The following is a 14,869-nucleotide window of genomic DNA, read 5'->3' as shown; positions in this document are numbered from 1 at the left end:
CAGGCGCGCGTCAGCGGCGGGGCTTGCACTCGCGCGTGACCCCGTCATAGGAGCGATAGGTCTGGGTGGCGGGGTCGTAGCTCTTGTAGCGCGTGCAGCCGGCCTGGCCGGCTCCGCCGGAGAGGAACGCAGGCCTCGTGCGGGCCGGGGCCACGCTGGCGACCTTGTCGCCCCCCTTGCGGGCCTCAGCCCTGGGGGCGTCGGCCGACGACGGCGGCGCGGCGGCGTCGCCCTGCTCCTGCGCCGGCGCCCGGGCGGCCCGCGTCGGCGCAGGCTGGGCCTGAGGCTGGGCGGAGTCGGGGCCCGGGCCGGGCAGCGGCGTGGAGAGCTTCGGCGGGAAGGATGCGGCGAAGTCCGCGGCCGACACGGCGGCCGGAGCGGGAGGTTGCGGCTGCGGGCGGGCGGCGTCCGCCGGCTTGGCGGGAGCGGCCGGGGCGGTCGCGGAAGGCGCGGGGCTCACCAGGGGCGACGGGCCGACCGGGACGGTGGTGACGCGGATCACGGGCCCGGGAGGAGGCGCGGCGGGCGCGAGCTTGTCGGACGTCGGGGCGCGGACCACGGTCCCGGTCGCGGCGGAAACCGAGTCGCGGTTCGTTCCGAAGAGAGCCGCCGCTCCGGTGAATCCCGAACCGCCCTGCTGAAGTCGAAACAGCGCGAGGGCGGCCACCATCAAGACGCCGACAGCCGTGATCCGGACCAACAACCAGATGCGCATGTCCTCCCCTCGGGAACGCTGGACCGCGGGACGCTAGCACTATCTGTGGAAAAACGCACCCGTTGGCGCCGCCCTGGCTTGACGAGCGTGCGCTCCGGCGTCGGAACGCACGCCCCGGGGCGACTCAGTTCGTCGCGAAGCAGTACATTAGGCCCGCGCCGCCAGTGCTCTTCAGATCGTCCTGGGTGCAACCGCCTCCCGGCCCGCGCGACGGGTGGGACGAGTTCCAGGACTTCGCGGCGGCGCTCTCGTCGAGCCCGGTGCGGTCCGCATGACCCAGCATGGCCGAACCGGCGGCGGCGCTCGTCCAGTTTTTGCACGTCATGTCGGCGTCGCCCGCGAAGGCGCGTCCCTCCGGCGTCGAGCCGGTGAGGATGTCGTGGGTGTTGGGCTGGTCGCCGCGGCCGTTCACGACCGCGCCCTTCTCGGTCAGGGCCGTCTGCTTGGTGATGCCGTTGGCGGCGCTGTGGAGATCATCCACGGACTTGGCGATCACCTGCCCCTTGGCGTTGACCCATGGACCCGCGCCGATGCGGTCTCGGGCGTTCACGGCTCCCGCGCCCTGGGTGCTGAGATAGGCGCGCCAGTTCTTCGACCCGGCCCCGGCCGCCGCCGCGAGGGTCTGGCAATGCTGGTCCGCGCCGGTCAGCCCGCCGAGGTCGCCGCCCTTGCCGATCCCAACGCTCGTGACGAAGAAGCTCATCGGAGCTGCGTTCTGCGCCTGCGCGCCGAAGGGGGCCGCCACTGTGGCCAGCGACGCCGCCGCGATCACTCTCCATGCCGTCATTCTGACTTCCTCCCTCTTGACCCGGTGGCTGAGCCACTTCGTGAGCCGCGCAACCCGGTGAGGATTACGCGCCATTGCACGGCCACGGTACCGCTCACAGGCTCCCGTCGCCCACGCACGAAAGCGTGATGGCGAAAGCGGCGGATTCGGCGGTCGCGACGGCGTGGGCCGTTCAGGGATGGGGAGACGCTGGCGTCGGGATCAGAACTCGTCCCAACCGGACCCGGCGGCCGGCTCGGCGCTTCGGCCAGCCTGGAGGCGGGCCGGACGGGCGGGCGTGGGCCTGGGCTGTTCGGCCCGGGCCCGCTCGATGCGGGCGGGCGCAGCGGCCAATGAGGCGCGAGGAGCGTCCTTTTTGGCGCCCGAAATGCGCGAGAACGCGTCCTGGGCCAGCTTCCTCAACCGGGCCGGCTCGGTCGCCGCAGGCTCGTCGCGACGCGGAGCCTCGGCCCGAGGCGCCGGATGCATGGGGGGCCGCGACTCGACCAAGCGAGCATGCGCGGCGCTGTTGCGGGTCCTAAAGGCGGCGACGAGTTCGTTCAGCCGGTGGATCTGGCCGGAGAGCGAGGCCGCGGAGGCGGCGCTCTCCTCGGCGAGCGCGGCGTTCTGCTGCGTCATGTCGTCCATGTGGGCGACCGCCTGGCTCATCTCGTCGATGCCGTTGGCCTGTTCGCCGGCGGCGGACGAGATCTCGTCCACGGTCGAGGCGACCCGCTGGGACGCTTCCACGATGCGGCCGAGCGCGTCGCCGGCGGACCGCACGAGCTTCACGCCTTCGGCCACTTCGGCGTCGGACGAGTTGATCAGGCCGGTGATGTCCTTGGCGGCGTCGCTGGAGCGCTGCGCCAGGGTGCGAACCTCGCTGGCCACGACGGCGAAGCCCTTTCCGGCCTCGCCCGCGCGCGCGGCCTCGACGGCCGCGTTGAGGGCCAGGAGATTGGTCTGGAACGCGATGTCGTCGATCACGGTGGTGATGTCGGAGATGCGCCGGCTCGCCTGCTCGATGCGCGCCATGGCGTCGACCGCGCGGGTGACGATTTCTCCGCCGTCGGCGGCGACCTTGGCGGCGTCCTGGGAGAGGCGGACCGCCTGGGCTGACGCCTGGGCGGAGGACTTCACCGAGGCGGCGAGCTCCTCCGTGGTGGCGGCGGTCTGCTCCAGCGAGGAGGCCTGCTCCTCGGTGCGGCGCGACAGGTCGTCGGCACCCGAATTGATCTGGCGCGCCGCGCTGGCGACGTCGATCGAGGTGGTCTGGATCGTCTCGACGGTCTCCGACAGGCGCTCGACGGTGTCGTTCAGCGCGCTGGCGAGTTCGCCGAAGCGACCCTGGAAGCTGGTGCTGACGGTCCGGGTGAGGTCGCCATGGGCGAGGGCCGCCAGCGCGGAGCCAAGCTCCGTGGTGGCCTGGTCGACGACTTCGTTGATCGCGTTGATGCCGTCCACGAGCTTGCGGATGTCGGGGTCCGCGTGGGCCGCCGCGGCCCGGGCCGAGAAGTCGCCCGCGACGGCCGCGTCGACCACGGCCGCGACTTCGCGCACGACCTCGGCCATCGCGCGGGCGCGCTCCTGCGTCTGGCGGTCGGATTCGGCCTTGCCGCTTTCCAGGAGCGCCCGTTCGGCCAGCGTCTTGGACAGCACGTCATAGGACCGCGCCATCGAGCCGATCTCGTCGCCGCGATGCGAGAAATCAAGCGTCGCCGCGCGCCCCTTCGCGAGGTCCTGGAGAGCCGTCGACATGGCCAGCACCGGACGGGTGACGGCGGAACCGATCAGGGTCGTGGCCAGGAGGCCCGCCAGGGCGCCGCCGACTAGGAGGATCACCAGGAGCATGATCTCGCGGTCGACCTCACCGCTGAGGTCGGCCATGCGGCTCGCCTGCCGGGCGCGGGCGTCCGACGCCAGGGCGCTCGTAATGGCCGAGACGCCCTGGAAGGTGCGATCCGCGTTCATCATGAACATCAGCGAGGAGCCGGCGTCGCTGTCGGCCATGTCGATGACGCTCAGCGCCTGCTTGGCGTAGGCCTTGAGGCCGGCCTCCAGCTTGGCGAGCGCCTCGGCCTGGGCCGGCACGTCGGCGAATTCAGCCCGAAGCGTGGTCAGCCGCCCGGCGATGGCGGCCACTTCGCCCTGCAAGGCCGCGCCGATGGCCTTGATCTTGGCGGCGTCGCTCTCGTTCGCGGCCGTCGCCGTCAGCCTGTACAGTTTGGCGTGGGCGGCCCAGAGCGCCGTGTCGAGCTCCCCGGCCGCGTTGGCCTCGGCGATCGGCCCGCTCGTGAGCGACTGGAAAGACAGGCGGTTCGACTGCAGCGACCAGAGCGCGAAAGCTCCGACAGCCAGCAGCACCGCGACGAGGCACAACGGTGCGGTCAGCACTTTCCAGCGCAGTTTCAGGTCTTCGAACCGCAGCGTCATGTCGGTGTCCAGTCTCGGGCGTAGGAAGTGGCGCCATTAGGCCGAACGGCCCGGAAGGGCCGCTCGGCGTCCGGGCGGGCGATGTCAGAGCTTGTAGACGCCCCCGCACACGGCGGTCTCGTCCAGCTTCTCGCAATACATCTGCTTGGGCTCGATTTTCTTGGTGACAGGATTCACGAATTTGTATTCCTGCCAAAACTTGCCCTTGGACTTGGCCCAGTCGACACGTTCCTTGACGTAGTATTTTCCGTCGACGTCCTGCGCGTCCAGCAGGTCCTTGCCGACGAGCTTCTCGTTGGCGCCATGCGCCAGGACTTTCCCGTCCATGCCATAGACGACGACGTAGAGGTCGCGATCGATGAAATCCGGGTTCTTCTTGGTGAAAGCGTCATAGGCCTTGGCGGCGCCCTGCGACTTCACGAAGGCGACGGCCTTGACGACCATCGCCTGGGCCTCGTCCTTGGTCGCCCATTCGCCCGCAACGGCGGCGCTCGTCAGGATAGCGACGCCCAGGACAGCTGTCGCGAGCGTCTTGCAGGTGGGGATCATGGTTCCTCCGCATATTCGATTTGCACGAATACGCCGAGTAGACAGGATGAGCATTAACAAGTGCTAAAGCATCAACTCATCAGACCATAGCAGAAGCGCCCCCGAATAGGTCATGAACGCTGACTATGCGCTCCAGGGCGGTTCGGAGAGCTTGACGACCAGCTTGCCGAAATTGCGCCCCTTGAGCAGGCCCATGAACGCCTCGGGCGCGTTCTCCAACCCCTCTACGACGTCCTCGCGATAGCGCACGCGGCCGTCGGCGACCCAGGCCGACATGTCGCGGTGGAAGTCGCGCGCCTGGTCGGCGAAGTCGCTGACGATGAAGCCGCGCAATGTCAGCCGCTTGGTCAGGATCGCCCGCATCAGGGCCGGCAACCGGTCCGGGCCAGGCGGGACCTGCGTGTCGTTGTAGTTCGCCACCAGCCCGCAGACCGGGATGCGGGCGAAATCGTTCAGCAGCGGAAACACCGCGTTCCAGACCTCGCCGCCGACATTCTCGAAATAGACGTCGATCCCCGAAGGGCAGGCGGCCGCGAGCCGGTCCCGGAAGTCGGGAGCGCGATGGTCGACGGCGGCGTCGAAACCAAACTCCTCCGTCAGCGCGCGGACCTTGTCCGGCCCGCCCGCGACGCCGACCGCCCTGCAGCCCTTCAGGCGCGCGATCTGGCCCACGGCCGATCCGACCGGGCCGGTCGCGGCGGCGACCACGACGGTCTCGCCCTCCTTGGGCTGGCCGATCGTGAGGAGGCCCGTATAGGCCGTCATGCCCGGCATTCCGAGCACGCCCAACGCCGTGCTGGGCGGCGCGCGACCGGGATCGAGCTTGCGCAACGAGGACGCCTTCGCGACCGAGTAGTCCTGCCATCCCGGATAGGCCAGCACGCAGGACCCGACCGGCAGGCCGGGATCGTCGGAGGCGACCACCTCGCAGACGCCGCCGGCCCCCATCACTTCGCCGATCTCGACCGGCTTGGCGTAGCTTTTTCCGGCGCTCATGCGCCCGCGCATATAAGGGTCGAGCGAGAGATAAATGGTGCGCAGCAGCGCCTCCCCCGGGCCGGGGGTCGGGATCGGCCCCGTCCTGAGCGCGAAGTCAGAGGGCTTCGGCTCGCCTTCGGGGCGCGCTGCGAGCGTGATCTGGCGGTTGATGGCCTGGTCGGGCATTCGAGCCTCCCTGTTTGGTTCAGTCTAGCATCGCGGCCACTCCCGCCCACGCAAAAAGGCCCCCGCGGTCGGCGGGGGCCCTCGAGATCGCTTGGGAATCGGCGCGCCGTCAGGCGGTGCGGCCGGTCTTGCGGCTCGACCCGCCGCTCGCCAGGTTCGCGCCGCTCGATCCGGTCGAACTCGCCCCGGTCGCGTCGGCGCCCGTGCCGGTCGACGAGGCCAAACCGCCCGTCGTGGTGGAGCCGGACGTCATGGAGCCGCCGCTGCCGGCGTTCGCGCTGTAGATGCTGGCGTTGTCGGACGGGTTCGAGCCATAGCCCGAGCCGCCCATCCCCTGCCCCGTCTCCTGGCGCTTCACCCGGATGTTGTTCTGCACATGGGTGACGCCCGAGACGCTCTCGGCGATGTCCTCGGCGTGGCGCTTGGCGAAGCGCTCGTTGACGTTGCCGCTGAGGGTCACCTCGCCGTTCTGGACCATGACCTCGATGTCGCTGGCGTCGATGTGGGGATCGTCGGTCAGGCGGTCGTTGACGTCCTCGCGAATGCGGTCGTCGGACCGGCTGTAGCCGCGAGGGCCGCGGCCGCGGTGGTGGCTCTGGTCCTGGGCCGCGTCCTGGCGGCGCCGGCGTTCGGCCTCGTCGTCGCCGAACCAGGATGCGACCTCGTCGCTGGCCCTGTCGAAGAAGCCGCGCTCGTTGCGATCACGGTCGGAGTACCGGTCGGACCGGCCCTCATAGCCGCGTCCGCCCGAGGACGACCCCCAGGACGACGAGCCCCAATCGGAGCCCTGCTCGCGGCCGCCATAGCCGCCGCCGCGGTAGCCGCGATCACGCTCTCCATAGCCGGAGCGTCCGTATCCGCCGCCAAAGCCGTAACGGTCCTCGCCGCCAGCCGAATAGGACGGGGCGCCGCGGGTCGGACCGTATTCGGGCGCCACGGGATCTTCGTTGCGCGAGCCGCCATGCCAGCCGCGGTCCCGCTCGCGGTCGGCGCCGCGCGAGCCGCCCCAGTCGTCGCCGCGTCCGGTCTCGTCGCGGCCCCAGTCGCCGGCGCGCTCCCAGGTCTGGTTGCGGCCGCCCTGGCCGTAGCGCTGGTTGCGGTCGCGGTCCATGCCGCCCGATCCGCCGCCGAAGGACGATCCTGAGCCTGACATGCGGTTGCGGTCCGAGCCGTAGCGGTCCTCGGTCCAGCGCTTGCGGTCCGGGTCGCGGAAGCGATCTTCATAAGCCATGGGGATCCTCCTCTCCTGACGTGCAGGAATCATGGGGCTGTGGACAGCCTATTGGGGAAGAGCTCCATCAATGCCCGGAACACCGGGAAGTTCCGGCCGGCGCGCCCCCGACCGAGCCGCCGAGCGGTGCGGCGGGGAGGCTAAGCCGGGGGGCGGAAGCCCCGCACGAAGTCGACCAGCACCGCGATGGCCGCCTCGGCGTCGGCCTGCGTCATGGACTCCGCCGGATTGTGGCTGATCCCGCCCTTGCAGCGGACGAACAGCATGCCGGTGGGGCAGAGCGCCGCCATCGCCATCGCGTCATGGCCGGCCCCGGAGGGCAGCTCCAGCACCGGGATCTGCCGTCCCCGGACTGCGGCGGCGAGGCCCGCCCGGATCTCCGGATCGCACGGGGAGGCGGGGGCGTCGTAGAACGGCTCGACCGTGAGCTCGACTCGGCGGCGCGCCGCGATGGCCCGGCACTCCTGCTCGATGGCCTCGACGAGCCGCGTTCTGACGCCGTCGTCCGGGCTGCGGGCGTCGAGCGTGAACAGGACTCGGCCGGGGATGACGTTGACGGCCCCGGGCTCCACGACGAAGCGTCCTACCGTCGCCACCGTGTCGGCCTGGGCCGCGCCGAGCCGTTCGACGGCGACCGCCATCTCGGCGGCGGCCGCCAGAGCGTCGCGCCGCAACGCCATGGGGACGGTGCCGGCGTGGCCGGCCTCGCCCGCCACCGTCAGCCTTCGGCGGCTCGCGCCGTTGATGGCGGTGACGACCCCGACCGGCAGGTCGCGGGCCTCCAGAACGGGCCCCTGCTCGATGTGCAGCTCGACATAGGCGAGCACGCTGTCTCGCGCGCGCGCCAGGCCAGCGATCCCGTCGGGATCGCCGCCAAAGTCGACCAGCGCCCGCCGGAGGCTGACGCCATCTTCGTCTTGGCCGTCCAGGGTGGCGACATCGAAGCGGCCGGCCAGCGCGCGGGAGGAGGACAGGTTGCTGGGAAAGCGGACATTCTCCTCGTCACCGAAGGCGAGCGCCTCGACGGCGAAAGGCAGGCGCTGACCCGCCCGGCTGAGCTCCTCGATCACCGCGATGGCGGCCACGACGCCGAACGTCCCGTCATAGGCGCCGGCGTCCTTCACGGTGTCGATATGCGAGCCGATGAGGAGAGCCGGCAGCCCGGGCCGGTCTCCCTCGTAGCGGCCCGTCACGGTCCCGAGCGCGTCGATCCCGACCACGTCGCACCCCGCCTGGCGCATCATGGCGGCGACGGCGTCGGCGGCCGCCCGGTGCGACGGCGAGAGGTAGAGCCGGTGGATCTGCCCCGGGACATCCGTGAAGGCGCGGAGATCCTCGAGGCGCTGCATCGCGACCGCGCCGAAGCTGGCGGGCGCGAGGCGAATGGACGGGACGGTGCTGGTCATCCCCGAGGCTAAGCAGAAACGTCGCCGCACGGCAACGGCGCGGAACGGCCGCCTTCAGCGAAGACCGGGCGACCAGCGGCGGAGCATCAGGGCGTTGAGCACCACGCTGACGCTGGAGAGCGCCATGGCCGCGCCGGCGACGACAGGCGACAGCACGCCGAAGGCCGCCAGCGGGATGCCGACCACATTGTAGGCGAAGGCCCAGAACAGGCCGCGGCGGATGGTCCGCACCGTGCGGCGCGACAGGTCGATCGCGGCCCAGACCAGCCGCGGATCGCCCCGCATCAGCGTGATTCCGGCCGCCTCGACGGCCACGTCGGCCCCGCCGCCCATCGCGATCCCGACGTCGGCGGCCGCCAAGGCCGGCGCGTCGTTCACGCCGTCGCCCACCATGGCGACGACCCGGCCCGCGCCGCGGAACTCCGACACGGCGGCCGCCTTGCCGTCCGGCCGGACCTCGGCGACGACATCGTTCACCCCCAGCAACCGGGCGATGCGCTCGGCCGCGCCGCGGCCGTCGCCGGTGATCATCACGGTCTTGAGGCCGGCGGCGGCCAGGGTCTCGATCGCCTCGCGCGAGGTGGGCTTCGGCTCGTCCGCGAAGGCGATAGCGCCCAGCGCGCGCCGAGCCTCGCCATCGGCGAGCCAGGATACGCCCTGGCCGTCGCGGCCCAGCGCCTCGGCCCGGTCCCGCAGAGCGGAGACGTCGACGCCGTTCTGCTCCATGCAGGCGCGATTGCCGAAGACGAGGCGGCGGCCCTCGACCTCGCCTTCGACGCCGCCGACCAGCACCTTGAATGATGCGGCCGCTGGCCCCGACGCGCCGCCGCGGTCCAGCGCCATGCCGCGGATCGCGGCCGCCAGCGGATGGTCGCTCCCCGCCTCGAGCGCCGCCGCAAGCCGGACGACCTCGTCCTCGCTCACGGTCCCGGCGGACAGGACGGCCGTGACCGTCGGGGCGCCCGCCGTCAGCGTGCCGGTCTTGTCGAACATGACCACGGAGGTCCGGGCGGCCCGCTCCAGCGACGCCGCGTCCCGCACCAGGATCCCGTGCTTCGCCGCGACGCCGGTTCCGGCCAGGATGGCCGTGGGGGTGGCGAGGCCCAGCGCGCACGGGCAGGCGATGACCAGCACCGAGACGGCGCTGACGAGCGCGCGCTCCCAGTCGCCGGTCGCGAGCGCCCAGCCCAGCAGCGTAATCGCGGCCAGGACGATCACCACGGGCACGAACACGGCGCTGATCTGGTCGACAAGACGCTGCACCGGCGCCTTGGAGGCCTGGGCGGTCTCCACCAGCCGGATCACCTTGGCGAGCGTGGTCTCGGCGCCGACGGCGGTGGTCTCCACCACCAGGCGCCCGTCGAGGTTGACGGAGCCTCCGATCACCGGATCGCCCGGCGAGCGCGTCACCGGCAGGCTCTCGCCCGTCACCATGGATTCGTCGACGCCGGCGGAGCCGTCGCGAACGCGCCCGTCCACCGGGATGCGCTCCCCGGCCCGGACCGCGACGGCGTCGCCGACCTTCACGAGGACGATCGGCTTCTCTACTTCCTCGCCCCCTTCCAGGACGCGGGCCGTGGCGGGCCTGAGCTGCGCCAGCGCCCGGATGGCGGACGCGGTCTCGGTGGTGGCGCGCTCCTCCAGCCACTTGCCGAGCAGCACGAAGGCCACCACGACGGCCGCGCTCTCAAAGTAAAGATGCGGCGCCATGGCGGCGTGGGCGGCGCCATGGCCGGCCGCGGCGCTCTGGACCGAGGCGGTCCACAGATAAATGCTGAGTCCATAGGCCGCCGTCACCCCGAGGGCGACCAGGAGGTCCATGGTGGCCGAGCCGGCGCGGATCGATTTCCAGGCGGACGCGTAGAACCGGCCGCCGAGCCCGAACACGACGACGCCCGCCAGCACGGCCTGAATCCAGGGCGGGATCGGCGCGCCCCATCCGGCGAACTCCAGGGCCATTCCGGCCAGGAAGGGCGCGGAGAGCGCCAAGGCGATGAGGGCGCGCCGCCGCGCCGCTTCGGCGCGCTGGAGCGAGCGCTGGCGCGCTTCTTCGGCCCCGCGCTCGTTTTCGATCGCGGCCGCCTCGTAGCCGGCGTCCTCGACGGCGGCGACGAGCTGGTTCGGCAGCGTCGCCCGCGCGGCGGCGACGTCCGCCTCGATGCGCGCCATCTTGGTGGCCAGGTTGACCTCAGCCTTGACGACGCCGGGGACGCTCGAGAGCGCCTTCTCGACCCGGGCCACGCAGGACGCGCAGGTCATCCCGTCGATGGCGATGTCGATAGGGAGCGCATGGGACATCAGAGCATCCAGACAAGCCGCGGGCGAAACGCACGCCCCGCAGGCCCTTATAAGGGGTGTGGGCGAGCCGGCCACAAGCCGGAGCGGGCCCGCCCGGCGCGCGCGCAGCCTCCGCCTGTCCCGAGCCAGCCGCATTGCTGCGCGTCAAGCCGGACGCCTGCGGCGCGGGGCGCGGCGCAGGACTGCGCGATGAGGGCTGGACAGCCCGGGCGCGGCGCGCTTCGCTCGCCGAAACGGCCACGCCGGCGACGCGCCCCCGCGCGGGGCGGGCAAGCCGCGAGCGCCTGTTTCGAGGGGACCAGCCATGCCGCGTTTCGCCGCCAATCTCTCGATGATGTTCACCGAATGGGAGTTCCTCGACCGGTTCGCGGCGGCGGCGGACGCCGGTTTCGCGGCGGTCGAGTTCCTGTTTCCCTACGAGCACCCGCCAGAGGCGATCGAGCAGCGGCTGCGCGAGAACGGCCTGACGCAGGCGCTGTTCAACCTGTGGCCAGGCGACTGGGCGAAAGGCGAGCGCGGCATCGCGGCGCTGCCGGGCCGCGAGGCCGAGTTCCGCGAGGGTCTCGACCGCGCCACCGCCTATGTGGAGGCGACCGGCGTGCGGCGCGTCCATCTCATGAGCGGCATGGCGGACCCGGCCGATCCCGCCGCGCGGGCGTCGTTCGAAGCGAGCCTCGCTCTGGCCTGCGAGACCATGGGCCCGCTCGGCGCCGACGTGCTGCTGGAGCCCATCAACGGGCGCGACATGCCGGGCTATTTCATGAACGACTTCGACCGCGCCGCGAAGATCGTCACGCAGTCTGGACATGCGAACCTGAAGCTTCAGTTCGACATGTACCACCGGCAGATCCTGCATGGGGACGTCACCATGGCGCTGCGCGCCATGCTGCCGATCGTGGCGCATGTCCAGGTGGCCAGCGTGCCCAGCCGGAACGAGCCGGACGGCGAGGAGCTGGCCTATCCGTTCCTGTTCGCGGAGCTGGACCGGCTGGGCTATGCGGGCTTCGTCGGCTGCGAGTACCGGCCGCGGGCCGGCACCGTCGAGGGCCTGGGCTGGTTCAACGCGTGGCGACGCGGAGCCGGGGCCAAGTCCGCCTGACCGGGACACGAGCGCTCCATGACGGAACCCACTCCTCCCGCCGCAGAGGCGCCGCGCCGCAAGGTGCTGTTCATCACCACCGACCAGCAGCGCGCCGACGCGCTGGCGCTGGCGGGGGATCTCGACATCGCGCCCAACCTGAAGGCGCTCGCCGCCGAGGGCGTGACCTTCCGCCGCCACTACACCTGCGCCGCGCCCTGCGGACCGGCGCGGGCGACGTTGCTCACCGGCCTCTATCCGTTCGTTCACCGCTCGGTGCGCAACGCCACGCCGCTGGACGCGCGCTTCACCAACCTGTTCCAGGAAGCCCGCAAGAGCGGGTACGATCCGGTCCTGTTCGGCTACACGGATTCCTCGATCGACCCCAGGACCACCGCGCCGGGCGACCCCCGCGCGCGCAGCTTCGAAGGCGTGCTGCCCGGCCTGCGCCTGGAAGCGGCCCTCAACGAGGCCAGCCTGGAGCCCTGGCTCACGGACCTGGCCAAACGCGGATACGAGCTCCCCAAGCGCCTGCGCAACATCTATCACCACCCCGGCTCCACCCGGGAGATGAAGCGGTTCTCGCGCGGGCCGGCGCTCTACCGGGCCGACGATTCCGACACGGCCTGGCTCACCGACCGGCTGCTGGACTGGTGGCGCCTGCGCCGCAAGGAGAACTGGTTCGTCCACTTCGTCTGGTATCGGCCGCACCCGCCCTTCATCGCGCCCGAGCCCTATAACCGGCTCGTGCCGGCGGAGGCCGTGGCCCCGCCCCTGCGCCGGGAGACGCTGGCGCAGGAGCGCGCCGTCCACCCCTTCCTGGACGCCTGGCTGCACGAGCAGGACACCGCCGACTACCTGAAGACGCAGGTCAACGCCCAGACCGCCGCGCCCGACGAGATCCAGGACATTCGCGCCGTCTATCTCGGCCTCATCGCCGAGATCGACGCGCATCTGGGGCGGCTCGTCGCGCACCTGAAGGAGACCGGCGAGTGGGACGAAACGCTCGTGGTCTTCACCTCCGACCATGGCGAGCTCTTGGGCGACCACTGGTGCTGGGGCAAGGGCGGCTTTCACGACGCGTCCAACCACGTGCCGCTGATCGTGCGCGCCCCCGGCATGCCGGAGGGCGTGAAAGGCCGCGTGGTGGACGCCTTCACCGAATCCGTCGACCTCGCGCCCACGATCCTGGACTGGCTCGGCCAGGAGATCCCGCCCGAGATGAACGGGCTCTCCCTTGGGCCGTGGTTGAGCGGCGAGAGCCCCGCCTGGCGCGACTACGCGTTCTGGGAGTTCGACTTCCGCACGCTGGGCGGCGGCGGGCTGGAGGAGAAGCTCGGGCTCACGCCGGACCAGTGCACCCTCGACGTCATTCGCGAGGAGGGCTGGAAATATGCGCACTTCACGGCGTTGCCGCCGCTCCTGTTCAACCTCGCCGAGGATCCGGGCGAGTTTACGAATCTGGCGGACGATCCCGCTCACGCCGCCCAGCGCGCGCGCCTCGCCGGCCGGCTGCTGTCGCACAGGATGCTGCATGCCGACCGCACGCTCGCCAACACCAAGCTCGCCCATGCCGGGCCGCGCCACTGGACGGGAGCGCGCGGATTCGCGCCCTCTGCCTAAAATGCGGGCAGTACAACCTGCCTGATCCTTCCGCTCGGGATTGATGTTTGCAAGGTCTCGACGGAAATCCGACGAGGCGCGCCGCCCGGCCCCTGCCAGCCACAAGGGCGTCGGACGGCGGCGACGCAAGGCGTCCGGCCCCATTTTCCTGATTCATTTCAGCTTATTCGGCCTCGACCGCCCCGGCGCGCAGCGCCGCGGCGATCTGGCACGCCGCTTGCGAACCTTGTTCATCGGTCACTGAACCGCATGAGAGGGGGGCTCGTACCCATGTCGCTTCGTATCAAGTCATTCGTCACCGCCGCAGCCGTCGCGGCGAGCGTTTCGGTCGCCTCAATGGCGGCCCAGGCGCAGACCATCAAGGTCGGCATCCTGCATTCGCTCTCCGGCACCATGGCGATCAGCGAGACCACGCTGAAAGACGTCATGCTGATGCTCATCGACGAGCAGAACAAGAAGGGCGGCCTCCTCGGCAAGAAGCTCGAGGCCGTGGTGGTCGATCCCGCCTCCAACTGGCCGCTGTTCGCCGAGAAGGCGAAGGAGCTGCTTCTGAAGGACAAGGTCGCGGCCACGTTCGGCTGCTGGACCTCGGTGTCGCGCAAGTCCGTGCTGCCGGTGTTCGAGGAGAACAACGGCATCCTGTTCTACCCGGTGCAGTACGAGGGTGAAGAGTCCTCCAAGAACATCTTCTACACCGGCGCCGCCCCGAACCAGCAGGCGATCCCGGCCGTCGACTACCTGGCCGAGAACGAGAAGGTCCAGCGCTGGGTGCTGGCCGGCACCGACTACGTCTACCCGCGCACGACCAACAAGATCCTCGAGGCGTACCTGAAGTCCAAGGGCGTGAAGGCCGAGGACATCATGATCAACTACACGCCCTTCGGTCATTCCGACTGGCAGACGATCGTCGCCGACATCAAGAAGTTCGGCTCGGCCGGCAAGAAGACCGCCGTGGTGTCGACCATCAACGGCGACGCCAACGTTCCGTTCTACAAGGAGCTCGGCAACCAGGGCGTGAAGGCGACCGACATCCCGGTCGTGGCGTTCTCGGTGGGCGAGGAAGAACTCGCCGGCATCGACACCAAGCCGCTGGTCGGCCATCTCGCCGCCTGGAACTACTTCCAGTCCGTCGACGTGCCGGTCAACAAGACCTTCATCGAGCAGTGGAAGGCTTACACCAAGAACCCGAAGCGCGTGACCAACGACCCGATGGAGGCTCACGTCATCGGCTTCAACATGTGGGTCAAGGCCGTCGAGAAGGCCGGCACCACCGACACGTCGGCCGTGATCGACAGCCTCATCGGCGTCACCGTTCCGAACCTCTCGGGCGGCTACTCGGCCATGATGCCGAACCACCACATCACCAAGCCGGTCCTGATCGGCGAGATCAAGGCCGACGGCCAGTTCTCCATCGTGCAGCAGACCGCCCAGGTGGTCGGCGACGAGTGGTCTGACTACCTGGAAGGCTCCAAGGACCTGATCTCCGACTGGCGCGCCCCGATGTCTTGCGGAAACTTCAACGTGAAGACCGGCAAGTGCGGCGGCAAGACCACCAACTGATCATCCCCCGCTGGGTCATCCCCGGCCGCCTCGCGGCGGGCCGGGG

General features: G+C 70.6%; 11 protein-coding genes. 3 read left to right on the top strand and 8 right to left on the bottom strand.

All coding sequences use genetic code 11. The annotated features are described in order from the left end of the window. Positions 1–10 precede the first annotated feature (10 nt). The 8 genes from ABEG18_RS26230 to ABEG18_RS26195 all read right to left on the bottom strand — a co-directional run bounded on the left by ABEG18_RS26230 (position 11) and on the right by ABEG18_RS26195 (position 10,562). Positions 11–715: a BA14K family protein gene (locus ABEG18_RS26230; RefSeq protein WP_406855966.1), complete on the bottom strand. Its 705-nt coding sequence runs from the start codon at positions 713–715 to the stop codon at positions 11–13. 124 nt (positions 716–839) lie between these two features. Continuing rightward, positions 840–1,502 (bottom strand): lectin, encoded by a 663-nt coding sequence (locus tag ABEG18_RS26225; RefSeq protein ID WP_406855965.1) that lies wholly within the window; start codon positions 1,500–1,502, stop codon positions 840–842. 201 nt (positions 1,503–1,703) lie between these two features. Continuing rightward, positions 1,704–3,914 carry a methyl-accepting chemotaxis protein gene (locus ABEG18_RS26220; protein WP_406855964.1) on the bottom strand — a complete coding sequence of 737 codons (2,211 nt, stop codon included), beginning with the start codon at positions 3,912–3,914 and terminating at the stop codon, positions 1,704–1,706. 84 nt (positions 3,915–3,998) lie between these two features. Further along, positions 3,999–4,463 (bottom strand): cache domain-containing protein, encoded by a 465-nt coding sequence (locus tag ABEG18_RS26215; RefSeq protein WP_406855963.1) that lies wholly within the window; start codon positions 4,461–4,463, stop codon positions 3,999–4,001. Between the two features lie 123 nt (positions 4,464–4,586). Beyond that, complete coding sequence (locus ABEG18_RS26210) at positions 4,587–5,627, bottom strand: NADP-dependent oxidoreductase (RefSeq protein WP_406855962.1); 1,041 nt, start codon at positions 5,625–5,627, stop codon at positions 4,587–4,589. A 109-nt stretch (positions 5,628–5,736) separates the two neighbouring features. Then, positions 5,737–6,858 (bottom strand): BON domain-containing protein, encoded by a 1,122-nt coding sequence (locus ABEG18_RS26205; protein WP_406855961.1) that lies wholly within the window; start codon positions 6,856–6,858, stop codon positions 5,737–5,739. Between the two features lie 140 nt (positions 6,859–6,998). Further along, a complete protein-coding gene (locus ABEG18_RS26200; protein WP_406855960.1) occupies positions 6,999–8,264 on the bottom strand; it encodes an allantoate amidohydrolase in 1,266 nt (421 codons plus the stop codon). A 54-nt stretch (positions 8,265–8,318) separates the two neighbouring features. Further along, the gene (locus ABEG18_RS26195; protein WP_406855959.1) at positions 8,319–10,562 is read right to left on the bottom strand and encodes a heavy metal translocating P-type ATPase; all 2,244 of its coding nucleotides are present in this window, start codon (positions 10,560–10,562) and stop codon (positions 8,319–8,321) included. Between the two features lie 304 nt (positions 10,563–10,866). Between ABEG18_RS26195 and otnI the strand changes: the two genes are divergently transcribed. From otnI to urtA, 3 genes are all read left to right on the top strand, one after another. After that, positions 10,867–11,661: a 2-oxo-tetronate isomerase gene (otnI, locus tag ABEG18_RS26190; RefSeq protein WP_406855958.1), complete on the top strand. Its 795-nt coding sequence runs from the start codon at positions 10,867–10,869 to the stop codon at positions 11,659–11,661. A gap of 18 nt (positions 11,662–11,679) precedes the next feature. Then, a complete protein-coding gene (locus ABEG18_RS26185; RefSeq protein ID WP_406855957.1) occupies positions 11,680–13,263 on the top strand; it encodes an alkaline phosphatase family protein in 1,584 nt (527 codons plus the stop codon). A 270-nt stretch (positions 13,264–13,533) separates the two neighbouring features. Then, positions 13,534–14,823, top strand: coding sequence for an urea ABC transporter substrate-binding protein (gene urtA / locus ABEG18_RS26180; RefSeq protein ID WP_406855956.1), 1,290 nt, complete (start codon positions 13,534–13,536; stop codon positions 14,821–14,823). The last annotated feature ends 46 nt before the right edge of the window (positions 14,824–14,869 follow it).

The sequence above is a fragment of the Alsobacter sp. KACC 23698 genome, assembly GCF_045348435.1.
Lineage (GTDB): Bacteria > Pseudomonadota > Alphaproteobacteria > Rhizobiales > Beijerinckiaceae > Alsobacter.
Note: the sequence above shows the minus strand (reverse complement) of the source record. Positions and strands in the feature narration are given on the sequence as shown.